The organism is Myxococcales bacterium (assembly GCA_016699535.1).
In the GTDB taxonomy this organism is placed as follows: Bacteria; Myxococcota_A; Polyangia; order Polyangiales.
In genome coordinates this window covers 3781887-3806082 of sequence record CP064980.1, presented here as the reverse complement: position 1 = coordinate 3806082, position 24196 = coordinate 3781887, and the positions used below count along the sequence as shown (strand labels likewise).

Genomic DNA, 24196 nt, shown 5'->3' with positions numbered 1-24196 from the left:
TAGCTTCAGCGGCTTAATGGTAACACAGTACTGACTTGGCGGGCGCAACGGCGTGGGGTAGATACCTGCGGTGCTTCTTATTTTTTAGGGTTGGGTGGTGAGCTCCAGGAGCCAATCGTTTTGGCCTTCTGAATTGGTGCCAGGGTGACTGAATAGCTGACTGCCGCTTAGAGATGAGCCCGCGGAAACCGAGGCATCGGTAGTAGGGTCATACCAAGTGGCCGTAACTGATCCACTCATCAAGCTAAGGTCGACTGTGATACCGGAGTTGTGGTCGGGTGGAAGATAAACGAGTGCGAGCGTTCCATCGGCAGTGAGCGATGCCGCTACTTCAGAAGATCCACTGCCTTCCCCGGAAGTGACAAGTGTATCTGTGGGTTCTAAATCATACCACGGACGGGCAGAAATGAGTGCCGCGAGGCGCTGTTGATACAACGAAAGCGGTGAGTCATACTCATCGGCGTATCCGCTATCGAAAAGCCAGATAGGTCTGTTCCCAGAAATCTGTCCAGCGCCACAACCAAGCATCCCCCACCATTGTTGACGTCGAATGTTGACAACAGATTCACCTGCTTCGTTTTCATAGCGTGTCTCAAGCAAAAAAGTAGGACGCGTGGGTTGCTCATCGCGCTTGCTTCGGCAGAAAGGCAAAGTATATCCGTAGGTGTATGCCCCAACGTAGTCGATCCTATCTGCAAAGCGGCTTTTTTCACGAGAACTTGTTTCAGGAGCCCAATGTGCCGAAGTCGGTGCATTAGGATCTGCAGCTACAATGGCATCGGCAATGGCTTTCATGCAGTCTTCACCAACCGAGTTAGAAGGCGGTGTGTAATCGCCACCCCACATCCAAATAATATTGTCATAGCTCGCATAGCGGCTGCCGACATAGTGTCCATACTCGGTACACTCTTGTTCAGTTAAAGCGGACATGACTGAAAACCAGCCTTCGGAATTGCCGTTGTATCCGAGGTAAGAAGGGAAAAGCATCACTGCGATACCGTTATCGGCTGCTAGAGCAAGAACGGCATCCGCGTGTGCGAAGTATGCTTCGTTTGGTGTGGTAAAGTCACCGGGCGTTGTAAAAGGTGCATCCCCGTTGGCGTTGTTGGGTGGGTTGTCTGAGAAATAGCTTTCAATTAAATTAACCAGAAGTGTGGTTACGCCACGTGAATGCCGATCCTGCAAATAGGTTTCTGCTTCAGTGAGGTTAAGTTGGACAATAAGAGACCATGCGGCCTCGCCATGGATTAAAAAAGGATTGCCTGATGCGTCTACGACGTAGCGACCATTGGCCGACACCCCGAGGGGAAATACGCCACTGCCAACGCCACCGTCTGCTGTGTTGGCATCGATGGGTGTTTGAGCATCAGCGTCGATGCCACCATCGTTCAAGTTGGCTGAGTTTTTACTGCTTGAGCATGCAATCCCGAGAAGAGAAAGTAAAAAAAATAAAGCTACAGGGAGATGATTTAGTGTCATAAAAAATTAAGTACCATAGACTCAAAAAGACATCCAATCTCAAAAAAACCAAGTCAGTCTTTTGTGTCTGTTGCTGTTTGCTTGAAAGGTGAATGTTGCGAGAGTAGGGACATTTCTTGCTCCACAGACTTGCGTTCTAGGCGGATGAAACGAGCAACGGCGGAAGCCAAACGTGTATCCTGAAAAAGGTGGGCGCTGTAACAGGATGCAGGTAAAAAACCGCGTTTGATTTTATGGGTGCCTTGGGCGCCTGCTTCAAAATAGTCAATCCCTTGCTCCAAGCACCACTCGATCGGTAGATAGTAGCAAAGTTCAAAATGAAGTGAGTCGGCCTCGATGTCAGCGCCCCAGTAGCGGCCGTACAGGGTGTTTGCTTTATGAAAAAAAAGTGCGGCTGCCACGGGCTTTCCTTGATCGAAGGCGAAGGTTGCAAGAAAGTTTTCCGGATTTCGCTGAAGTTCCTCGAAAAAATCACGCGTAAGGTAAGCATGCGCGAATTTGTCATCGACCGTGTTTTGATAAAAACGATAAAGCGCATTGATGTGTTCGGCCGTTAACTCTTCAGGCCGGATGATACGCAAATCAAAACCATGACTTTGTGCGACTCGGCGCTCTTTGCGTATTTGCTTTCGCGCACTGGAACGCATGGCGAGCAGGTAATCTTCAAAGGTGGACCATGTTACTTGGCGCTTCCAATGAAACTGATAGCTGAGCCGACAAAGGGCATCAAAGTCAGAAAAAGCATTGGCTTCACGCTCCTGGCAAAACAACAGGTGCCAAGAGCTGATCTTGTGTTTATCAAACAAGTGTAAGATGGCCTGATGAATCGAAGGAAGCAGCTCCGCGAGCTCGAGACCTTCACGCAGCAAAATGCGTCTGCCGCTAGCGGGAGTAAACGGAACGGCGCTGAGGAGTTTGGGATAATAGTTTATGCCCGCCCTTTCGGCGGCATCAGCCCAAGCGAAATCAAATATGTATTCCCCGAAACTATGGAACTTTAGATAACAGGGCATGAAAGCCGCAGCGCCTTTTTCATCAGCCACAAACACATGCTGTGGTATCCAGCCCGTCTCTGCCGAAACGCTTTTGGAGTGTTCCAGAGCATGCAAAAAAGCGTATTGTGTAAAAGGGCTCTGTCCTTTGGCAAGCACATCAATACTGCGCTTGCCAACACTTGCAACGCTGTCGTGTACAGAAAACTCCATTTCAATCATCTGAACGCAAAGCAACAGCTACTGCAAGGTGTGTAAATGGCATTTGCATAGATTGCTTGAACAAGAAAACTGTCTATGCGTGTATGAAGCATGTCCTCAGCCCGCAGGTACTCGACTTGCTCGTAGTTTATGGAAGAATGACAGAACTGGTTTTACAGATTTTTCAGCATGGAAGAAGGGTAAAAATGCGACACCTGAAACGGGATAAGTAAACAAGATAGCCATCAGGAAAAAGACGCCTAGGTGAAAGCCCCAAATGGACCAGCACCAAAGTTGTGCGACTTTGCGATGCAAAAGAGCAAGGGGGGCTCCCAGTTCCAAGATCAAGCTAAGCCATGCCAAAGGTCCGAAAAGCCATTTAAAGCGAAGCAGCCAGATACCGAGGGGCGAGTACACATCGCCAAACTGCAATTTGCGCAAATTATCATAAGCAATTTGGCTGCGTAGTTGATCGCCAGAAATCCAATCGAGACCGCAGTTTCTTAGTTTTGCGACGCCAGCTAGCATGTACGCCAGCACGACGACGGTAGCCATGAGCTTTATCGGCCATCCAAACCGGGCGTCTGCCGGAGGGAGGGCTCTGTGTTTGGCATCGAGAGACCAACTTGCCGCTGCTGGGGCCACCGCAAGGATGATTACATGCAAGGTAAGAAGATTCTCGGTGTGAAAGATCATCTGCCAGGAGTTGCGGTATGTGCTGAGCCAAAGCCATGCTAGGGCAAAGCAAGGAGCAAGCAGACGGTACTTCCATCCCAAGATGAAAGGAACGGCAGTGATCAAACAGAACAGGTAATTAACATGAACAAGCCACGCTGGCATCGGTCCGCTAAGGAGAGAGACGGGGCCTACCGGGCTAAAGCTCGATGCAGGAAAGTAAGCATAAGCGTTTAAGTTATTTAGTCGAACTAGCAAGTACGCAAGAGCAAAGCTGCCTACGGCTATACGTAGCGCAGCAAGCCGCGTCGGTGGTGTGACGGGACACCACCATCGATCAAGCGTTTTGATGAAGCTCATGGTTGCCTAACCTTGCACTGGCAGTCCACCACTGACTGCAAACTTTGGTGTTTTCCAGTTGGAAGAAAATACTGCACGGCATCAAATTGTTCGCTGACGATCTCAATGCGCTTAGACAATGCCCATTCAGAGCGCTCTCTTAGGCGTGAACTTACTCGCTGGCACAAGGCAATGCATTGTTCAGGACCATCATTGACTGCCCGGTTTACAAGCACTGCCGCTTGCATCACTTCTTCGTTTGCAATCATATGCGGCGGCAGCCGCTTCGATCGGCCTTGAGTATCAACGGCCCGCATATGCCGTACCCAGGGTTTGTCACGTTCAACAGAAAACATCGGATAACTGGAAAGCGGGTAGGAGTCTTGAAGCGGAGCGTAAAGCAACGGCACTAAGACAAGAGCCACGATTAGCGACGAAAAAACATAGGCAAAAGGTCGCCATTCCATGAGCAGCATGTACAGGATAGTTTTGTTTTTTTCAATTGCGAGCCTTGCTTGTGAATTTGTTGCTGCACGATAAAGTTGATGTCCATCGGACGATCTGTGCTTGGATATTGAGACGCGAACATTGTGGCGGTAGTTGTTTGTGGTTTTTAAAAGACATAAAAGAGAGTAGATAAGCAATTCACGGATAGAATGTGCACTATGTTGATGTGGTTTGAGCAAATCGAGGCCTTGGAGTGGGTCTCAGTGCTAAAAGAGCTTTGGCCGGGCTTGGTTGCAACGTGGGGTTTTATCTTTGCACTGCTGGCATCTGTTCACGCGATATTAAATAAACGGGATACACGTGCCGCAGTGGGTTGGGTTGGATTGATTTACTTGGCCCCTTTTGTGGGCGTAATTTTGTACTTACTGCTTGGCATCAATCGCATCAAACGCCGCGCCGAGGCACTGCAGCGCAAACGTTTCGAGCCCGGTGATGAACTCTCGTTGCCGGAACCCGAGCTCTATGACGCTGTGGGTCCAGACGGGCATCATTTACATTCCTTGGCTCTGCTCACAAGACGGGTTGTCCATAGAAAACTCGAAGCTCACAATCAGGTTCGTGTCTTACACAATGGCGATGAAGCGTATCCGCTTATGCTTGATGCTATCAAGAGTGCTCAAAAAAGTGTGCATCTGAGTACCTACATTTTCGACAACGATCCCGTTGGCAAAGCTTTTGCTCAGGCTCTTGGTGACGCGAAGAAACGAGGTGTGACTGTTCGCGTATTGGTGGATGCCGTGGGCCTTCGCTATTCATGGCCATGGCCCATTACGGGCGAGCTAAAAAAGTACGGCATCAAAGCTGCTAAGTTTTTGCCCACGCGTTTTCCCTGGCGCATGCCCTATACGAATCTGCGCAATCATCGAAAGATTCTGCTTGTTGATGGACGCATAGGATTTACCGGGGGGATGAACATTCGCGAGGGTCATGAACTCAATCGCCATTCAAAGCATCCTGTGCGTGATTTGCATTTTTTGTATGAAGGTCCTGTGGTGTGTCATTTGCAAGAAGCTTTTGCTGAAGATTGGAATTTTTCTTCCCCGGACAAATTATCCAGAGAAGACTGCGAGGCAGATCCGAGCCCCATGGGAAAAGTGATTTGTCGTGGTATTAAAGACGGTCCGGATGAAGACCTTGATAAACTACGTTGGGCGTACTATGGCGCGATCGATTGCGCGCAATCTTATATAAAAATCGTAACGCCTTATTTTCTCCCTGATCAAACGCTCATCATGGCGCTCAACAGTGCCGCGTTGCGCGGGGTTGAGGTTGATATTGTATTGCCAGAGAAAAACAACCTTCGTCTGGTTCAATGGGCATCACAAAGTTTGTACGATGATATTCTTGTGCATGGTTGCCGAATCTGGCTAAATCCTCCTCCTTTTGATCACAGCAAACTTATGGTGGTTGACGGTGCCTGGTCGCTGGTTGGCTCCGGAAACTGGGATCCACGGAGCTTGCGTTTGAATTTTGAGTTTAATATAGAAAACTACAGCACTGAGCTTGCCGAAGAACTCAATCAAGACATCGAAATGAAGATAAAAGACTCCAAGCAGCTCAGTCTCGATGGTTTTCGTAAGCGAAGCTTCTTCGCCCGCTTACGTGATGGCACGATTCGCTTGCTCACTCCTTATTTATAAAGTTTTTCTGTTTGAAATCCGCTATGCGTTGTCGGTGGATAGGGGGCTGCATTTTGACATCATTGCTTGTGCGTCGTACAAACTGAAAAAGCTGAAAGGACTTTGTTATGCCAGATCAAGTAAGGGCTTCTCATATTTTGTTGATGTATTCGGGATCGATGCGTTCCTCTGCGAGCCGTTCCAAAGACGACGCGAAGTCGCAAATCGAGCAGCTCAAAACCCAAGTCGATCAGGGGAGTGATTTTGCTGAACTTGCGAAACAGCACTCGGATTGTCCCAGTGGGCAAGAGGGCGGCGATCTTGGTGAATTTGGTCGTGGCCAAATGGTCCCTGAGTTTGAAGACACGGCCTTTGCCTTGGATGTTGGCGCGACCAGCGACGTTTTTGAAACCCCCTTTGGCTTCCATATCGTTCAGCGCACGGCGTAGAGTTATCGGCGGCGGCGTACGATAAAGAACAAGACACATGCGAGCATGATGCTCCATGAGCTCTGCGAGGATGTTGGTGCATGAACACCGCATCCTTGAGCTCTAAAGGAGCTGTTTTGCTCTTGTTGCGTCAATGACCTAAGCGTGGAACCGCTGCTCTTGCTGGTCTCATCGTGTTCAAGTTGGCTGGCCTCAGGTAGATGTGCGTTGTTAATCGCCAAGGTAGGATCACCGAAGAGAATATAACTCTGCAAGTTTTGCTGCGTGTAAGGGTCTGCCATATTCCTGGTGATTAACTCCTGAATCACATCGCCAAGGCGCCTGCCTTGGTAGGAATGATTAAGCAGAATGTCGCCCAAGTCTTGCGCGAGTTTTGCGCCTGGCTCCGATAGGTTTAATCCACTCGGCGACCACACTGCAATCGCGCCACCGTCTCTTTGACGAACTAAGCTTTCGGCAAGGGATTCAAGTTGGGGGATTTCAAAGCGACCAACCGTGCAGCTCATTGCTGTTACAATCGGCAAAGCATCGACGTTGGTCAAATCATCGACATTATCAAGTCGTAGCAATTGCTGATCATCCAGGTGACTCATCGAGCCATGTCCCAGATAGTTGAACCAGAATGCGCCAGCGTTGAGTTCAGAAACTAGGGTCTCGGTGACTGTTTCGGCCGGGGCTTCATTTGCATCGATCAGTTCGGCAAAGAAGTTGGGCGAAAGGACATCGATAACGGATTGGCTTTGAGCAAGAAAGTCTGCCTGTCGAGCGCTTCCGGCCAAGAGCAAGGCATCGTTTAGCCATGCGATAGGACTCTTTTCGTAAGCCAACACCCGCTCGACCATCTGAATGGCTTCATTCGAGCTTCGAGCTGGCAAACGACCGACGCTAAGTTCGGGCATTCCATCATCTCCACTCAGATCGGCAAACCAAAGGTCTGAAGCAAAAAGTCCCTTTGCGGTCGAAACAAGTTTAGGCGGGATCCAGCCTGCACCTTCGGATGTCACTTCGCGGTAATCAAGGCTTCCGTGACCCAGCAGCAGAAGGTAGCGAGGCGATTGCGTCCAATGTGTTTGCGCGTAGCCAAGAAAGCTTTTGAGCGCATAGGGCGACGCTAGACCATTTGCAAATTCATCAAAAACATCTTGAATGTCCACGACCAAGCTGCTCAGGCCCCCTTGGCGACGATACTCGGCAAGCTGTTGCGCAGCTTCCCACCCTTGCTGTGTGCTCACGATCACAAAGGCGGCGCCAGATGTGTTCGTGCGCAAATCATTGCTGTACATGGCTCGCAAAGCGGGGGTAGGCAGAGCCGTAGGGCTTACTAACCAGTATTCCTTGTTTGCTGTCACTGCTACGTCAAAGGATTGTTGTTCCTGTCCGGAGGCTCGGTACAGAACCCGAGCTGCAGGATCAAAGAGCAACGCTCCATCTTGATCGACTCGTACGGATGCGATGTCATCGGAAGAAGCCTCAAAGCGCAATGCTTGTTGCTCGGTTTGAAGCATGCGGCGGAAGCGTAGATCGAAACTGTCAAAGTAGATACCGCCACTGCCTGGGCTGCCAGCAATCGCTTCGAGACGCAGGGTATTGTGGCCCTCGCGAAGTACGTTCGCCGGTACGGTGTTTTTCAGCAGAAGTGAACCTAAGCTGTCGATACGAAATACGCCGAGCTCGTGTCCGTTGAGTAGCACGCGAATGTCTTGGCTCAGTTCATCGCTTAGTGCCCAAGCGCCAAAGACTTCGACATCGAGCTCCGCTTGCTCTTGCGATTGCATACCCCGCACATCAAAATTGTATTCGGTGCTCGGAAAACCAGAGAAAGTTGCGCTAATCGCACTGTGAAACCAAAAGTCTTGTTCCGGATTGGTTGAAGCTGCCGTGGCAGCAAAACGGTCTTCTTCAAAATGTCGACTGACTTGAGCGCTGCTAATGGTGGACACGGATGCAAGTTCAACGCTTCTTTCGGTGAGTACTTCACCCTCGCCAAGCTCGAGAAGGTAAGAGTGCATCTTGCTATAGATTGAAGTCGATTCTTCAGCTACGAAAGCGAAGCTTGCATCATCCAGGCGTGCCCATGGAATGTTTTTCTCTGCGTCACGGATTGAGAGTTGTCCATTGAGCATGGCTTGTTGCAATGAAGATTCATCCCAGCCACTGATGGCAGCTACTTCAGCCATCGATACGCGATAGACACCTGCTTCATGGATTTGCAGTACGACGCCTTTAACTTCGCGGCCCCGGCTTCGATCAATGAAAACTCGTTCGTACGGAGTAAACTGCATTGCGCTTTTCGCTACGACCGGCGATTCAATGGTGTCGTTGCTGGAGGCTTCTTCGACTTGCAGTTCAAAGTCGCCAAGTACGACATGTTCATTTCCGGCTACAATCTCCTCTATTCGGAAGCGATTCGACTGCTTCGATGATGCCTGCACCGGAATTTGGTAGCTTGCGCCAGCGTTTTGGCCAGGTGCAGCAAGAACTCGACCGGCTTCGATCTCTTCGAAACTTTGGCTGACGGAGTTGTATCGAGAAACGATGAAAGCAAGAGTGCCTGCTTCGCTTGCTGTCGTCCAGCGAAGTACCGTGCCTTGTGGCGATGAAAGTAAACGTACTTCGCCGAGCACGGCATAAGTCGATACCGAACAAACACTAGGGTTGCTCACGGTGCATTCATAACCTGGCTCGACTTGGCAGCTGGCGCTGCAGCCGTCGCCGTTGGTGTTGTTGCCATCATCGCAGTATTCGGTGTTAGCCAAGACTCCATTGCCGCATACAGCGGGACCCTCGCACACGTAGCGTTGCGCTGAGCTGCAATTTAGGTCGTTCCACGTACCATCGGTTCGCATTTGCGTACAATCTTCGTTGCCACCGCTGTCATTGGGCTCGCCGCTATTCCAATTGTTGTAGGTCAACGGTGCAGCATCAGCCCATACAAAGGTACCTTCCGTGCTTAGGTCGTTGGCTCCGATCCAAAAGGTGTTGGCGGATAGACCATCCACGAATGCGTTTTCGGTTGAGCTATCGATGGTTACTAGGTTCCAGCCGCTGTCAATGGCCTGACAGTCGGCAGATGCAGCGCTTCGTGTGACGGTGCTGTCGCAAAAGAAATACTCTGTACTGCCAAATGTGCTGCCCCAGCTTCCCACTCCGGAACACAACTGAGCGCAAGCCGAAGGCTCACCGCTGCAAGACCAGCCTCCTTCGATTACGCACGATGCGCTGCAGCCATCGCCGCTTGAGGTATCCCCATCATCGCATTCTTCGGGCAACTGAATGGCTCCATCGCCGCAAATCTGTCCTCCGGGCTCGACAGTGCAGTCACTCGCGCAGCCATCGCCATTGGCGGTATTGCCATCGTCGCACTCTTCAGAAGCTCCACGAATACCGTTCCCGCAAATGGCTGGCCCTTCGCATACGTAACGGAAGCTGTTCGTGCAGGCGATGTCGTTCCAGGCACCATCCGTACGCATCTGGGCGCAGTCTTCGTTTGCTCCGCTGTCGTTAGGCTCTCCTGTATTCCAGTTTTCATACAAGCCGCCAACCGACGAGCCCGTCTGATTGCCGGACCAAAATTGTGTTCCATCGGCCCATAGCCACACGCCCTCGGAGGAAATATCGTTTGCGCCGATCCACAATACATTTGCGGAAAGACTATCGACGTAGTTGTTCTCCGAAGCACTATCAATGCGTACAAGGTCCCAGCCTGCGCCTAGCGTTTGGCAGTCACCACTTGCTGCCGAACGAGATACTGTGCTGTCGCAAAAGAAAAGCTCGTTGGATCCAGAATAGTAACTCCAGCTTCCGGATCCGGCACAAAGTTCGCTACAACTTGAAGGTTGACCAGAGCAGGACCATCCGCTTTCAATCTCACAGAGTCCATTGCAACCGTCGCCATCGCTTGTATCGCCATCATCACACTCTTCCGGTGCTTGCAGTGCGCCGTCTCCGCACACCTGTCCGCCGGGCTCTACCGTGCAATCGCTTGCGCAGCCATCGCCGTTACTGGTGTTACCATCGTCGCACTCTTCAGTGCCGCCTACGACGTTGTTGCCGCATACCGACGAGCCTTCGCAAACATAGACGCGGTTTTGAGTGCAACTGATATCGTTCCATCCGGCGCTGGTTTGCATCTCGGCGCAGTCTTCGCCGCTTCCATAATCGTTGGGCTCTCCGCCATTCCAATTATTGTAAGTCAACGGCGATGCATCGGCCCACACGAAGGTCCCTTCAGCGGCGATATCGTTTGCTCCGATCCACGTGCTGCCCGTCCCAAGCGAGCGCACGTAGGTGTTTTCTTGAGCGCTATCGATAGCCACCAGATTCCATGCTGAGCTGTCATCGCCCACGACGCTTTGGCACTGAGTCTGCGCCGTGCTCCGATTTACACTGCTGCTACAACGAAGATATTCATTCCCATTGTACGCACCGTAGGTTGCAGTGCCCGAGCATTGCGCCCTAGCTACTGAACTATCACCAAGCAGAACAGCAAAAAGGCCTATTGCTCCAAGAGAGAGCAACGACCCGGCGTGTTTTCTAAAATAATGTTCCATATCCAAACCCAACGCGGATACCCATTCCGCTGTTACTATCTTTTTACATTGTATATAAAAAAAGACAGTATCGCAAGAATTTTTTTATAAAATATAAAACACATGTAATTTCCATACAAAATTACAATGAAAGTGCTTCTTAATCAGTATAATGCCACGAAACGCTCTAATAGTGTTCCAGACACTGGGGAGTCATGAACCGACGTTCTAGCTTAGGCTGCTTGGCTGCGCGGCGGCTCTGGCAGGGACTTCGGCGCTGAGCCCTTTGATTTTTTCGAGATCAATCAGCTTAGGCTGATTCAAGGGCAGAGCTGCATAGCGTTCAAAGTGGCAGGTGAGCAAAATCACCTGTAAGCGATCGCTGACTTGATTGAGCATGTGGGCCACTTGCAGCAACCGTTGCTCGTCGCTTGCAACGAGCGCGTCGTCCAAAAGTACTGGCAAACTTTCATCCTCAGCAAGCGCTCGAGCTGTGCCGAGGCGCACGGCAAGGCCGATTTGCTCTTTGGTGCCAACGCTCAATTGTTCAAAGCTATCGCGACCTTTTTCTTTGCGATGCAGATGAGCGATTTGCAATTGGCTGTTTAAATCAATGCTGGCGTCGGGAAAGAGGGTTTGAAGGAGCGGTGTAACCTGTCGATTTACCGGTTCGACATAGTGCTTTTCCATGTCGTTTCGGCAAGCGATCAAGGTATCGTAGAGCAGTCTGCAGGCTTCAGCTTGCTCAGTCAGGCTTTGTGCTTGAGCCTTTGCATTTTGGAAGGCCGTTTCGGCTTCTTGCAGCGCTTCATGCAGGCCGAGCACCTTGGCTTCTTTAAAGCGTCCTCGAAGTTCGTGAGTTTCTGCATCCAGTTTTTTCTCTTGTTCAAGCGCTTGGCTGAGGCTTTGACGCATGATTCTTAGTTCATCACCGAGCTTGCTTAGCGCTTGCTTTTTAGATCCTTGCTCTTGAACCAAGGCTTTTTGTTTTTGTAGAGCTTGCTGAACTTGCTCGAGTTTTGCTTTTTGTGCGTCGCGATTGCCGTACTCTTTTTCCATCGCAGCAAGCTCTTTTTGTAGGCCGCTTAGGCTGTCGTGCTTGCGTTTGATTTCACGCTCAAGCAAGGCTTGCTCGTTTTTAGCGTGTGGGCTCTTCGGTGGCTGTGCAGCAAAACGAGCAACCCCATCGATTGAAAAATCAATCGTCCCTGGGAGTTGCTTTCTGAGTTCCTCGCCCTTTTTTAGAACAAACTGCTCCCCGTTCAAAGAAATGGCTAAATCTTTATCGGCTCTTAAATGAACATCGAGCAAAGGGCCTTGCTCGCTTTGCTCGTTCTTTACTTTGAGTTCAGCTTGATAGTGTTTGATGTCTTTTTGCAGCGATTCAAGTTGTTTTTGGATAGCGATAAATCGATTGAGTGTTTCGCTGTATCGTTTTGCTTCAAGTTCGGCATGCTCAAGCTTTGCTTGCTCGGTTTTTTGACGCTCTTGTTCAGGCGCTGCTTTTTCCCATTGCGCTTCAAGGTTTTTGAGTCTGCTTGTGAGCGCGGGCAAGGTTTTTTGCAGTGCTTGCTTTTGTGCCTCAAGCTCGCTCATGCGTAAGGCGCGCTTTTCAGTGGCAGCACTTTGCTCGAGCAAGGCATCGCGCTCGGCTGTGATTTCGCTAAGGCTCTTTTGCGCTTGATGCAGCGGTGCATCGCCGGATCGTGCGATTTGGCCCGTGGCCGTAAAAAAACGTCGATACTCTTTTTCGACTTGCGCAAACAGCTGCTCGCTGTCGGTGCCCGCTAGCACTTGAGAGCTTAGTTTGTGAAGCTGGGTGGCAAGCGTTTGTGCGCCGCTACCATTTAAATCATCTGCAGGCGCTAGGCTGCTGCGGCCTTGCCGAATCCATACCAGGGGCCAGATGCCCCAATCGCCGCTTCGCTTGCTGTTTTGTTGCGAGAGCTCCATGACTTGGCGCAACCGCGCTTCGGCTTCATCGCCGGACAAATCAGTGATGCGGCCGGATTCTTCTGTCATGCGCAAGCGGCACAGACCTTTGCTGCCAGCGTAGCGCTTATCCACTTGGATGGAGGATCCGTTGTGCTCAAAACACACGCTCACTTCAGGCACAGCGCCGGTTTTGGGTTTAATCACGCGCAGAGCATCGCCTGAAACTTTGGCGCGCATGGTCAGCGCCATCCATAGCGCACGCATCAGGGTTGATTTTCCGGATTCGTTTGGGCCGTAGATGATATTCAGACCTTTTTCGAGCTTGACCTCAAGAGGGCCATCCAAGGCGCCGAAGTTTTTAATAGTGAGCGTTTTGATTAACATGGCTGATGTTTGAGTTGATGAAGAAGCTGCAACGCTCTAGCAGCGGCTACGTCGCCGCTACCTTGAAGTTCGCGCAATCGTTCAACGGCCATGCGCACATAACCATCGGCGGCAAGTGCATCCAGCTCATCCTCGCTTGCGGCGGGCAAAAGAGCGCGGCGTTCAGTGCGCAGCACGAGCAAACGATGACTTAGCTCTCGGACAAGCTCATCGACTTCGGATAAATCGGCAAGACTCAAAGCTCCTTTGAGTTCAAGCTCAAGCAAGGCGTGGCGTGGACTATCGAGATTGGTTATCCATTGACGTAGTGCTTCGATGTCTTCGCGGTTGAAGAGCGAAAAACTTTGATGGAGCCATTGGCTTTTGGCGACGTGAAGCTTTTCGACTTCAGGAACCGCGCCCACTTCGCTAATGCGTACGAGCAGCGCGTTGCCCGTATCGTTGCCTTTAAAGTTCGTCGGCTCATGGGCGCCGGAAAACCAAGTCCGTGCATCGATTTGTTCGGTGCCATGCCAGTCGCCCAGAGCGAGGTAATCCAGCTTGGCTAGCTTGGCGCGTCTCGGATCAATTAAGTTATAGACCGTGCCATCACCGCTTTGATCGAAACGGCGGATGCTGCCGTGGGCGATCCCGATCCGAAAAAAACCAGGCTCACCGCTTTCGGCAGTGATGTGCTCAGTGGGATCGTGCGCTTCATGACGCTGCAAAAGAGGTGCAGGAAAAAAACAGACTTGCCAGTCTTGGCATGTTAACGGCTCTTTTTCAGTCATAACAGTCATGTTTTCCGGCTTATTTTTGCCAAAACTGTCATGTCGATAAATGGAGCCTGGGCCACCGTGGTCGTGATTGCCAGGAATGACAAAAACGGGGACCGGTAATGCTGCGATGCGTTCGCAGGCCTCGATCACAATACGTTCCGAGACGGTATTGGCATCAAAAAGGTCGCCCGCAACCAAGATAAATTGCGCTTGTTTTTCTTTGGCTAATTCGCCAAGACGATCGATGCCCTCCATGCGAAGGGCCCTAAGTTTTGCGCCGGCATCGCCCTCGGCCCAGTTAAAGGGCATACCAAGTTGCCAATCGGAGCTGTGCACAAAACAAAGCATGGCCTAACAGATAGCGCAGCTTTGCCGAAGAGCAAAGGTAACCGGTCAGCCCGTGGTGCCTGCAGGCACTTTTTCCGAGCTTTCCGTAGCTTCGGCTTACGTCCTCGGGGCTCCTCCTCATATACCGAAGTATAATCGTCGTCGCCCCTGTGGGCGCGCTCGAATCTACGAAAACCTCAAAAAAAGTCTTTCCTGCTAGCTCTGCCTTCGTGTTGTAACCTTTTTGTTAACTGCTGACTTTTGTCACCGATTGACCGGGTGCCCTAGGGCACTGCTCTGGCTCTTCGCTTGTTTTTGTGCGATGGTGTGCGCGAACTCTTTGGCAGGTTAGGTGAGTCATGCGCGTTTTAATTTTTCAAGTTGTAGTCATGATGGCGACGTTGCCTTTGTCAGTGTTTGCTCAAGACACAGCACCTAAACAAGAACAGGCTCCGGCCGCCGCTCCGGCCCCCGCCCAGCAGAGCCCGGCAGCAGCACCACAAGCGCCGCCTGCACCAGGTCAAGAGCAAACAACAATTGGTTTGCGCGGTGCTCCACCCGAGCCGCCCCCGCCACCTCCTCCGCCTGCTTACTATGAGCAGACCTACGATGCGGATCATCCCCCGGAAGTTTACTATGGCGACCCATGGATGCCGGAGCGTACAGGTCAAGTCTCGATCTATCTTGGTTTGCCGATGTTTCTCTCGAGCACGGGGGATGCTCTAACCACCGGCTTTAGTTTCGAAGGACGTTTTGGTTTAGACCTTGGCTATCTTGTGCCCGAGCTTGGTTTTGGCTCACAGATCAACTGGTTTGATGATTCAACCTTGCGAGATGATGGCAGTCTGAGTTCATGGTGGCTTTCGCTTGGTTTACGCCTTCAGTGGCTCAACCGCAGCATGTTCACTCCCTTTGGCTCATTTGCTTTTGATATGAACTGGTGGCATCTGAGCGGCGATCGTTCTTTTGCATGCGATTACTACTACTGCGGCACAGTCAATAACTATCGTTTCGCCCCTGGCCTAAGTGGTCGCGTTGGTGTGGCCATCCAAGTGCATCCGGCCTTTGGTCTCGATCTTGGCTTGCGCCTGGCCATGTCTTTTCCCGGCAGCATGTTTGATAAAGCCGAGAGCTGGCTTTCACCCTTCTTTGGCGGCACCTTCTACTTCTGATTCTCGTGTCGAAGGTGACGAAGTATAACGGGCACGCAAGTGCGAAGGTTTAGATAAAGTTGCTAGGAAAGCACACTAGCAACTTCATGCCTCGCTCTAGAGACATGCAGCGCTCAAATTAATGATCCGTGCGCAGAACGCTACGACAATAGACGCACATTCGACTCCTGTACTGCTGATTGGCTTCTTGGAAAAACAGCTTGGAATTGCTTTAGTAATTAGTTATTGAAGGTAAATTCCATATCGGTGGAGGGGTGATGCGAAGTTGGAAGCTTGCTTTAGTCGGGCTGGTTTGTTTCTGCGGACATGCACATGCGCAGGAGAACACTGGAGAGGTAGCCAAGGCTGCTCATCGAGCAAGTGCAAAGCAATCGGAGAACGAAAGCTTAAATCCACATGCAGTGACAACTATTCCGGGACGCCACGTGTACGATATGCCTCCAGTATATGGCGCTACCGCGGTTGTACCGTCAGTCAAAGAACTTCAGCTCATTGGTTCGTACAAACAGCCACGCTGGACCTCTTTTCGACGTTTTGCCAATACCCGTTCTTATGTACGCCCTGCAGGGACGTTTGCGTTTGAGTATTGGTGGGAAAACAAAACAAGTTTACGCGATGCAACGGATGCTCGAAACCGCAGTCAGTTTGAGGTTGAATTTGGTTTGGGCTATCGTTTGCAACTTGATGTTTATTTGCAGACTGAACAACTTGGCTTGGATGGTAGCTACCAGCTGCAGCGAGAAAAACTAGAGCTTCGTTATGCGCTTGCCGATTGGGGGAAGATTTTCTTAAACCCCACGCTTTATTTTGAAGTGGTGCGTCAAAGGGATGCCCCGGTAAAGTTGGAAGGCAAGCTTTTACTTGCTGAGCAGTTTGGTCAACGTTGGTTTTTTGCCTCAAACCTTGTCTTTGAACGGGAGCTCGGTGGCGGTGAAGCCCACGAATATCAACTCACCACAGCGTTGGCTTACTCCATGGTGGATTCGCGTTTCTCGCTTGGTGCAGAAGTAAAACTCGAAATGGTTGATGCTCCAGGAGCGCGCTTTGCCTTCGACGCCTATGAAGCCTTAGCGGGGCCGACCTTATTTTGGTCTCCCGTGGATCCCATGCGCGTGTTGTTCGTTGCGCTTCTCGGAGCCGAGGTCGAAAACGGTCAAACCACCGGCCTGTTCGAGCCAACTCTCATCTTCGGATGGGAAATCTGATTGTGGATCAGCGGAGAGCAAGGAAGTTTACGACGAGCATGCTGTCTTTGTTGACGGTGATTTTCTTTGCGTCGCTTAGGCCTTGGGAGGTGAAGCGAACGCTGTGTTCGCCGGCGGGCAGCGTAATGCGTGCAACATAGAACTTCGCGGGGAGGGTAGACCAGCTGCGCGTATCTGGGGTGTCGTTGGCGGTAAGGGCGGCTTGACCGCCTAGGCTGATGAGCGCTCCTGCAACGCCGCCCACAGCTCGGCGAGTTAGTTCACCGGCTGCGGCACGTGTGATGAGGCGTGTGATGGCCGATGCAATCAAAGCACCTTGCGCGCTTTTCCAAGCACGTCTCGAAATGGCGTTCAAATTCGCAATCTCGGGAGCATCGCTGCGTTGTCCATCCACGTAGAGCACCGGTGGACTTGTGACCTCACGTGCTTTGCCCATTTCTGGAAAATTAATCCAAGTCACCAAACCTTGACCGGCTAAGTAAGCCGCTTTGTTGCGATTGTAAGGACTGATGAAGCTGCTTGCGTAGGTAAGCGCCAAACCAATCGGGATACGTTTTGAGACTTTGGCTGCCACTCGGCCTGCGCCGATGATAGCGATGAGCGTGCCGCAACCTTCTGGGCTTGAGCATTCGGCCTTTTGGCCTTTTTGAGGCCAGCTATGCATGGCGTTTTGCCATTCGCTGGCTTGGTTTTGTTCGGCGCTTTGCTGCGCATCGCGGTAGTGGTTCAAAGCGGTTGCAATATCGCCGCTTGCTTCGAAACTAAGGCCAGCGATCGTATTGCCGAGTGCAAGTGGAGCTACAAGTTCGGGATCTTGATTGCGCAAAAAACTTTGCATGGTGGCAAAGCGTCTTGCTTCAATGCGTGCGCCACTAAAGTTTCCTTGGCATAGGTAATTGATCATGTTGGCGGTGTTAATCATGATCTTTTCGTAAGCAGGGGCTTGATAGGGTCCTGAATCATCGGAAAACATGTATTTTCCGAGATCGTCGAGGGCACCGCGTGAAAAATCCAAGACTTCGATGTGCTTGTCAGAAAGTTGCAGATCGGCACTTGAGAAATCGTAGCGACCTACCTGCTGCAAAACCATGGCTCGATCAAGCAAGAGCAAGGAATCATCGTCTTCAAGAGCGTCAGGTTGTCTATCGGCGCTCTCGACATCGAGTTCTTTATTTAGCGCATCGATGGCTGCCCAGGGGCTTCCTTGATCGAGCGCCGCGCGTGCATCGGCAGTTCGCTTATCGTGGCCTGCGCAGGCGCTAAGTAAGAGCAAAAAAGCAGCCAAGCTCCAGGAGAAGCTGGCTGCTTTTTTGTGTGAGGGCAGACGTAGTGTCACGTGTTTAGCTTACGATGGCTTTGGTAAGTTCAGATTTATTCTGAAACATGATTTCGCCGGTTTCAACGGACATGACCTGCATAAACATGTAGTACTGAACCCGGCGTGACTCTGCGGCTCGCTCGTCGGTCGTGAAAACCTTGCCGGTCATGATGTAGCGCACGCCGAGTTGCCTTCCCCAAGCAGCGGCTTCAGCTTGGTCAAAGCCATCGGACTGTTGAGCACGGATTTCGTTGAGTAAGTCTTGTTGGTTCTCAAGGCTTACGACTCGAAAGAGATTGGAGTTAACGAGTTCGGTTTCAACGTCACTAATCAAGGCGTTGAGAGTGCTGTCGATGTGCTCGCTTGTTTCGTTGCGAATCGGCGTAGCAGCAATGGTTGGGCGTTTGCCAGCGCGACCTTCTTCTTGCCAACGCGTCACCACGGGAGAACTCCATAGTGCCTTGAAATTCTCGTGCATGAGCTGCTGCAAATCATGACGGTCAAGACCGGTGCTATAGGCCGCATCGTCAAGACCGGGCGATTGGGAGCCACGCACCACGTGGGGGCTGCCTCCGCAGGCACATAGCAATAGGGTTGAGGCAGCTAAAAGTGCTGAAACTTTGTTAAACATGTCCGACTCCTGCAAGAAATTAATGATGGGTGGCCCCGAATTTAGTCCAGAGCCTACACACCCGCAGGGAAAAGTCTAGATACAAAATTGAGGACAGGCATTAGTGCCCTTTGTGCCAGAGATGTGACGAGCAAATGCGCTCTCAGCACAAAATGGACCGCTACCCATCTCAATCCTGACTATTGCATGCCTTGCTGTTGCTGAAGTTGCTGTTGAATCTGTCTCATGACCTCAGGAGGTAGTTGCTGACCTCCGCCGGCTCCCGGCGGCATGCCAGGCATACCGGCGCCAGGTAGCGGTGTAGGTGGCGCATCGCCTTCTTTCTTTTCGTCCTCTTGCAGGTCTTTTTCAGTCGGCATCAAGCGTTCGGCAATGTATTTGGTGGTGAGATAAATAATGGGCTTATCCGTGCGCTGAATAAAGTATTGGTTTTCATCGCTGGGGTTTTTCTTGCCGATGATAACGGTGTGAACTTCGGGCTTAGTGCCTTCAGCGGCTTGCATACTGACGGTGACCGTAGCGTTTGGGTGATCCAAGCCAGCTTGTTCTGGAGTCACGGAGTCTGCGGCGAAGTCAGTTGCATTGAGGCTCGCTACATTGTTTACCAAAGACTGTGCTTTGCTTGCGCTGAATTTCTTGATGGCTTTGCTGCCATCTGCAAGATCCCAGCTGCCGTCTTTATTGACTAGACTAAATGATACATTGTCGTGTTTGTAATCTACGCGTGCAATCTTGCCTGCTTCGAGCGCAAGGATTTTTCGATTACGCCAGCTTTTTAAGTCTTTAGCGAAAGTCCATTTGATGGATCCTGCAACCGAAAGCACTTTGTCTTTACCGTGCTCGCGCACCATGGTGCTTCCGGAACGTGAAACGCCTAGCACAAGATCAGCAAGTGTTTTTCCTTTTTCTTTGGCAATAACACGGATGCCCGTTTGATCGTCGATCTCAAGGGCTTTGTGGTTGTCTTTGTGCGTAGCGGCAACGCCTGTTACTTTTAGCTCTGTGAGTTTTTCGACAGCTGTATCAGCCGCCGAGCTGTCCGCTTCGCCTTGAACCGGCGCACTTACAACCCACTTGCCGTCCACTTTGGACAGACGAACATAGTCATCAGCGCTTTTGTAAATCTCGATTTCATCGAGTTTGTTAGCGGGGATAGGTGGTAGCGAAGCCCCTGCTACGCTGTCTCCTTTAAGTTCAGCACGGCGTGAGGCAAAAGCCCAGGCGGTTAGGCCTATGAGCACCAGCATCACCATAAAACCTACTGCAAGACGTTTTTCTTTAACCATTGTAATGCCTCGTTGGATTAGAGCTTGATGTTAGCAAAGTGATGTTTACGTTTTCGCCACCAGAAAAAGCCAAAGACAGCAAAAGCCACCGGCAATCCCAAGGTGTGAAACCAGCGGTAAAGAGACTTTGTCGCTCCCCATTTCGCCCGTGCTTCTTTAAGTCGTTCGAAGGCAGCGTTGGCTTTATCTTGATCACGCTCCTGAAGGGCCTCCATGACCTCGCCTTGAGCGGATTCAAGAGCAGGATCTTTGAGCGCTGGCTCTTCAACATTCTTGGCGCGAATGCCAACCATGTCTGCATCCTGAGCGAGCCAGTCCACTGTATTTAGCGCAAAGGCTAAGGTGCTGGTCATCGGGCGCTCGCCGGTGCGTGGATCGGCAGGGGGCAGGGCACGATCCTCGATGGCGAAGCCTGAGCCCACAACAAGTACACGTGCGACTTTTTCGTTTTTCTTGGCGTCGTCGCCATCCGGCGTGCTCATGGGACCTTCGTTCGCGTTCTCACCGAGCTTGCCTTCAAGCGCCACCGCAAGCGGGAAAGGTCCAAGTTGTGCGGAGGGATACCATTGTTGCCGAGGGGATAGGTCGATTTCGGCATCATTAATAAGCCAGGAGTTGTCAGAGCTCTTGGCCAGGACTTCTGTCTTGTAAGCACTGGAGGTTTTGGCTTTGTTGCTTACCGTTACACGCGAGGTAAATGGCAGTTGCAACTGGTTGAGCCTGAAGAGTACTGGATGCTCAGCTTGCTCTTCTGAGATACGTACCTCAGGAAGTAGAGGATAGCGCACCGGCAGTGCAAGGCCTGGTATGTTGGTCGGTGCATTGACGCTTCCACATTCAGCATCGGCTACCATGCCAGAATCAATGCTTACGCCCCAAGGTTTGAGTAAAGTGTTGAGACTTGAATCCGCTTGGCTTGCAGCACCGTTGAGCAACTGCTCCGGAAGCTTTCGAGAGCCACCGAAAATACCAAGGGAGCCGCCACGGTTTACAAAACCACGCAGGTTTGCAATTTCAATCTCACTTAGTGGCGTTTGGGGATTGACCACCAAAATTGCGCGCATATCAATTGGAATGTCGGCATCGCCATCAATTTCCTGAAAGTCGTATGTGCCTTGCAGGGTTTGTTTGATGCCTGTCAGACCCTTTTCGAGGCTTGGGCTTTCATGTCCTTTGAGCACACCGATGAGAAGTTTTTCGCCGGCGAGCTCTTTGATGGTTTGGGTGATCTGGTATTCAAGACCTTGGGTGTTTTCCAAGTAAGGAATGGCTTTGGTGTTGCCAAGGTAGTGGAAGCTCATGCCGCGGAAGGCTTGCACTTCGCCAATGCGATCTTCGCGCAAATCCGGCGTGGGAATTTGCTGAACGCCATCGCGCTGAGCATCTTCTTTTTCTTCGTCTGTTTCTGGAGTGATGTATCTCACGTGGATTTTGCCATCCGATGCCGCTTCGTATTCTTCGAGGATGTCGCGGCTATAACGCTCAAGAGCGTTGTAAGGATAGGGCAGGTCCTTGGTGAAATAAGCGCGAATCTCCAAGCGGTCTTTGAGACGGTTTGCCAGGTTCTTCGAGCCTTTGGACAATGAAAACATGTCTTTTTCGGTAAGGTCGACGCGTCCGTACACAAAGGTGCCAAGCACATTTAATAGCACCAATGAAGCTGCAACGATGGCAAGGAAAAGCGCGGACTCGCGTGCCGCTTTACTGTGTTTTTTCTTGGTATCAGACATTTAAGAACTCCAACGACGGCGCTCGAGTGAGCGGAAAGCTAGGGCTAGAGAAAAACCAATAATGGAAAGGAAATAAAGCACGTTCCGGGTGTCGATGACGCCGCGAATCATGCTGCGAAAGTGAAAGCTTAGCGAAACCCACTCGGTGACCGAGGCGATTCCTCGAGGCAAAAAGGGAATGAAGCGGTCGATAAACCAAAAACCAAAACAAAGGGCGATGCCAATGAAAAAAGCAACCAGTTGATTGTCGGTCCAGCTTGATGCAAGCAGGCCAATGCCTAGCATCGCGGCGCCTTGCAAGGCGAGCGCAAGATAGCCTGTAATCACGGGTCCCCAGTCAAGGTCTCCCAAGGTCGAAACGCTGATGGGATAAACAACTGTGACCGCGAGCATCACCAAGTACAAACCAAAGGCCGCTAAGAATTTGCCGATGATCACTTCCCAATCGCGTACGGGGAGGGTGATCAAAAGCTCGATGGTGCCAGTGCGTTTTTCCTCAGCCAATGAGCCCATGGTCATGGCCGGGGCAGCAAAGACAAGCAGGATCGAGACCACTTGAAACATGTCTCGTACTGTGGCGCGTTTGACTAAGAAAAATCGGGCCAAAAGAAAATGCCGATGAGTAGTAAAAATAGACAGGTGACAATGTAAGCCACTGGTCCACTAAAATAACTACGAAGTTGGCGTTTGGCGATAGTAAGCGTCGTATGCATCCAATCTCTCCTGAAACTTAGGCAGCCTTGGCGGCGCTTTGGTTTTTAGCTTTTGATGAATCGTTTTGTAGGGTGAGTTCTCGGAAGACTTCTTCAAGATCTTGGCCTTCGCGATGAAGTTCGGTGAGCACCAAGTTGGCAGCCACGGCTGCTTTGAAAATCTCAGCACTGAGATCTTGATTGTCACTAGGAATGACCTCCAAGCGCAACTCGCTGTCACTGCTTTGAAGTGCGTTGACTGCGCTTGCATGTTCGATTTTGCCAAAAGCTGCTTTGGCGGTCTGCGCGGTGGCTTCGTCGCCCTTCGTAAGCACGGTCACAAGGTGTTTGGAGTGCCCAGCACGTTCACGCAGCCGCTCCGTGCTATCGTCAGCAACAAGTTTACCCTGCGCGATAATCAGTACGCGTTTGCAGGTCATTTGTACTTCGGCCAAATTATGCGTCGAATAGATAATGGTGCGCTCTTTGCCGATGTCCTTAATAAGGTCACGGATCTCAGCGGCTTGGTTTGGATCAAGGCCACTCAAGGGCTCATCCAAAATCAAAATGGGTGGCTCATGAATCAGGGCCTGGGCGAGGCCGACACGTTGTCGGTAACCACGCGATAGGGTACGAATCTCACGGCTGATCATGTCGCCAAGCGCGGTTTGCTCAACCACACGTTTAATGCTGGCTCGCAGATCGTTTCCTTCCAGTCCACGCATCTCCGCCATGAAGTTCAGGTACTCATAGACGACCATTTCAGTATAAAGCGGTGTGTGCTCTGGCAAATACCCGATGGACTTGCGCACCCCAAGCGAATCCTCAAAAACGTCGAAACCGTTGACTTTGGCATTACCCTCGCTAGGCGCGATAAAGCCGGTTAGGATTTTCATGGTGGTGGTTTTCCCAGCGCCATTGGGGCCCAAAAACCCCAGTACTTCGCCTTTATGGACATCGAAACTGACCGCATCCACGGCACGGACGCTCTCGTAGTCTTTGGTCAGGTTTCGGGCTTCGATCATCACTTCACTCATCGATACCCCTCAGAAGGTTTTTCATGTTGGTTGAAAGAACAAAAACGTTGCTGTTTTTATTCCAGATTGAGGCAATCTCTACCAGCGCGGGATGGTAACGGCTTCGCGTATGCTGTCAAGTTGGATAAAAGCTCAAGATTGCGGCCCTTTATCATCTTGACGGCCCGAGGCAGGAGAGCTAACCGACAGGGGATGAAGGTTTTGGCCTTAGATACTTCGACCTATCTGGGTACGATCGCGCTACTTGAAGACGGCCAGCTCCGGGCCGAGCTCAGCACGCACGTCCGCGCCAAACACGGCGAGACCGTTTTACCCCATGTAAAACATGTACTCGAGCTTGCCGGTTTTGCGCTCACGGACATGGATCTGCTTGCCGTAGGGCTTGGCCCAGGATCGTTTACGGGAACGCGGGTAGGCGTAGCCACGATGAAAGGCCTTGCTTTTGCAACAGGTATACCGCTCGTCGGTGTTTGTTCGCTGCGCGGCACAGCATCAATGAGCGCGAGTGATTCCGTACTCAGTGTTGTGATGATGGACGCATACAAAAACGAAGTATACATGGCAGTCTATCAACGTAAGCCTGATGGTATGCTTCAGGAATGTTTAGCTCCTTTGCATTGTTCAGCAGAGGCTGCCTGCGATCTATTGCTTAACGAGTTTAAAGAAGCACGCTTTGTGATTAGTGGTGATGGGCTACAAAAATACGACGCATTGATCCGTGAATCACTAAAGAACCAGGCTAACTACCAGTTTCAAGTATTTGCCTCGCCGCGTGCATCGTTTCTGGCCGATGAAGCCGTGCGCCAGTTTGAGCAGCATGGCCCAAGTGACATCGATTCGCTTGAACCGCTTTACATTCGCGGCAGCGATGCCAAACTGCCAAAGATCCCTCAAAAAACATCATCAACGGTCTTGGGAGAAGAAAGTTAGC

At 51.2% G+C, this 24196-nt stretch carries 18 protein-coding genes and 4 pseudogenes; 5 read left to right on the top strand and 17 right to left on the bottom strand.

Annotated features, from left to right (window positions below; translation table 11 throughout):
* Nucleotides 1–84: 84 nt before the first annotated feature.
* The 4 genes from IPJ88_17935 to IPJ88_17920 all read right to left on the bottom strand — a co-directional run bounded on the left by IPJ88_17935 (nucleotide 85) and on the right by IPJ88_17920 (nucleotide 4153).
* Complete coding sequence (locus IPJ88_17935) at nucleotides 85–1479, bottom strand: DUF4038 domain-containing protein (GenBank protein QQR90008.1); 1395 nt, start codon at nucleotides 1477–1479, stop codon at nucleotides 85–87.
* 53 nt (nucleotides 1480–1532) lie between these two features.
* Entirely contained in the window at nucleotides 1533–2684 is a 1152-nt protein-coding gene (locus IPJ88_17930; protein ID QQR90007.1) for a GNAT family N-acetyltransferase, read from the bottom strand.
* A 105-nt stretch (nucleotides 2685–2789) separates the two neighbouring features.
* On the bottom strand, nucleotides 2790–3707 hold the full coding sequence (locus IPJ88_17925) for an HTTM domain-containing protein (GenBank protein QQR90006.1): 918 nt from the start codon (nucleotides 3705–3707) through the stop codon (nucleotides 2790–2792).
* On the bottom strand, nucleotides 3704–4153 hold the full coding sequence (locus IPJ88_17920) for a hypothetical protein (protein QQR90005.1): 450 nt from the start codon (nucleotides 4151–4153) through the stop codon (nucleotides 3704–3706). Before IPJ88_17920 ends, IPJ88_17925 begins: the two co-directional genes overlap by 4 nt.
* Nucleotides 4154–4357: 204 nt before the next feature.
* Between IPJ88_17920 and cls the strand changes: the two genes are divergently transcribed.
* Both cls and IPJ88_17910 read left to right on the top strand, forming a co-directional pair.
* A complete protein-coding gene (cls, locus tag IPJ88_17915; protein QQR92083.1) occupies nucleotides 4358–5833 on the top strand; it encodes a cardiolipin synthase in 1476 nt (491 codons plus the stop codon).
* A gap of 107 nt (nucleotides 5834–5940) precedes the next feature.
* Entirely contained in the window at nucleotides 5941–6261 is a 321-nt protein-coding gene (locus tag IPJ88_17910) for a peptidyl-prolyl cis-trans isomerase (protein ID QQR90004.1), read from the top strand.
* Between the two features lie 2 nt (nucleotides 6262–6263).
* On the opposite strand, the gene IPJ88_17905 is transcribed toward IPJ88_17910, so the two are convergent.
* The 7 genes and pseudogenes from IPJ88_17905 to IPJ88_17875 form a co-directional block, all read right to left on the bottom strand.
* On the bottom strand, nucleotides 6264–8543 hold the full coding sequence (locus tag IPJ88_17905) for a hypothetical protein (GenBank protein ID QQR92082.1): 2280 nt from the start codon (nucleotides 8541–8543) through the stop codon (nucleotides 6264–6266).
* A 399-nt stretch (nucleotides 8544–8942) separates the two neighbouring features.
* Nucleotides 8943–9107: pseudogene (locus IPJ88_17900) on the bottom strand (DUF4215 domain-containing protein).
* 312 nt (nucleotides 9108–9419) lie between these two features.
* Nucleotides 9420–9731 (bottom strand): annotated as a pseudogene (locus IPJ88_17895) (DUF4215 domain-containing protein).
* A 375-nt stretch (nucleotides 9732–10106) separates the two neighbouring features.
* A pseudogene (locus tag IPJ88_17890) lies at nucleotides 10107–10214 on the bottom strand (hypothetical protein).
* Between the two features lie 6 nt (nucleotides 10215–10220).
* Nucleotides 10221–10811 (bottom strand): annotated as a pseudogene (locus tag IPJ88_17885) (DUF4215 domain-containing protein).
* A 207-nt stretch (nucleotides 10812–11018) separates the two neighbouring features.
* Nucleotides 11019–13109 (bottom strand): AAA family ATPase, encoded by a 2091-nt coding sequence (locus IPJ88_17880; GenBank protein ID QQR90003.1) that lies wholly within the window; start codon nucleotides 13107–13109, stop codon nucleotides 11019–11021.
* A complete protein-coding gene (locus IPJ88_17875) occupies nucleotides 13103–14215 on the bottom strand; it encodes a metallophosphoesterase (GenBank protein ID QQR90002.1) in 1113 nt (370 codons plus the stop codon). The genes IPJ88_17880 and IPJ88_17875 overlap by 7 nt, the downstream gene beginning before the upstream one ends.
* Nucleotides 14216–14553: 338 nt before the next feature.
* Between IPJ88_17875 and IPJ88_17870 the strand changes: the two genes are divergently transcribed.
* Together IPJ88_17870 and IPJ88_17865 are read left to right on the top strand one after the other, a co-directional pair.
* Nucleotides 14554–15366 carry a hypothetical protein gene (locus IPJ88_17870; GenBank protein QQR90001.1) on the top strand — a complete coding sequence of 271 codons (813 nt, stop codon included), beginning with the start codon at nucleotides 14554–14556 and terminating at the stop codon, nucleotides 15364–15366.
* Between the two features lie 257 nt (nucleotides 15367–15623).
* Nucleotides 15624–16571 (top strand): hypothetical protein, encoded by a 948-nt coding sequence (locus IPJ88_17865; GenBank protein QQR90000.1) that lies wholly within the window; start codon nucleotides 15624–15626, stop codon nucleotides 16569–16571.
* 7 nt (nucleotides 16572–16578) lie between these two features.
* Here IPJ88_17865 and IPJ88_17860 read toward each other — a convergent pair whose 3' ends face one another.
* The 6 genes from IPJ88_17860 to IPJ88_17835 form a co-directional block, all read right to left on the bottom strand.
* A complete protein-coding gene (locus IPJ88_17860; GenBank protein QQR89999.1) occupies nucleotides 16579–17907 on the bottom strand; it encodes a hypothetical protein in 1329 nt (442 codons plus the stop codon).
* 4 nt (nucleotides 17908–17911) lie between these two features.
* Nucleotides 17912–18520, bottom strand: a complete 609-nt coding sequence (locus IPJ88_17855) for a penicillin-binding protein activator LpoB (GenBank protein ID QQR89998.1) — start codon at nucleotides 18518–18520, stop codon at nucleotides 17912–17914.
* A gap of 179 nt (nucleotides 18521–18699) precedes the next feature.
* Entirely contained in the window at nucleotides 18700–19806 is a 1107-nt protein-coding gene (locus IPJ88_17850; protein QQR89997.1) for a DUF4340 domain-containing protein, read from the bottom strand.
* A 17-nt stretch (nucleotides 19807–19823) separates the two neighbouring features.
* Nucleotides 19824–21536 carry a GldG family protein gene (locus IPJ88_17845; GenBank protein ID QQR89996.1) on the bottom strand — a complete coding sequence of 571 codons (1713 nt, stop codon included), beginning with the start codon at nucleotides 21534–21536 and terminating at the stop codon, nucleotides 19824–19826.
* A complete protein-coding gene (locus tag IPJ88_17840; protein QQR89995.1) occupies nucleotides 21537–22100 on the bottom strand; it encodes an ABC transporter permease subunit in 564 nt (187 codons plus the stop codon).
* Between the two features lie 166 nt (nucleotides 22101–22266).
* Nucleotides 22267–23253 (bottom strand): ATP-binding cassette domain-containing protein, encoded by a 987-nt coding sequence (locus IPJ88_17835; protein QQR92081.1) that lies wholly within the window; start codon nucleotides 23251–23253, stop codon nucleotides 22267–22269.
* A 204-nt stretch (nucleotides 23254–23457) separates the two neighbouring features.
* Between IPJ88_17835 and tsaB the strand changes: the two genes are divergently transcribed.
* Nucleotides 23458–24195 carry a tRNA (adenosine(37)-N6)-threonylcarbamoyltransferase complex dimerization subunit type 1 TsaB gene (gene tsaB, locus IPJ88_17830; protein ID QQR89994.1) on the top strand — a complete coding sequence of 246 codons (738 nt, stop codon included), beginning with the start codon at nucleotides 23458–23460 and terminating at the stop codon, nucleotides 24193–24195.
* Nucleotide 24196: the final 1 nt, after the last annotated feature.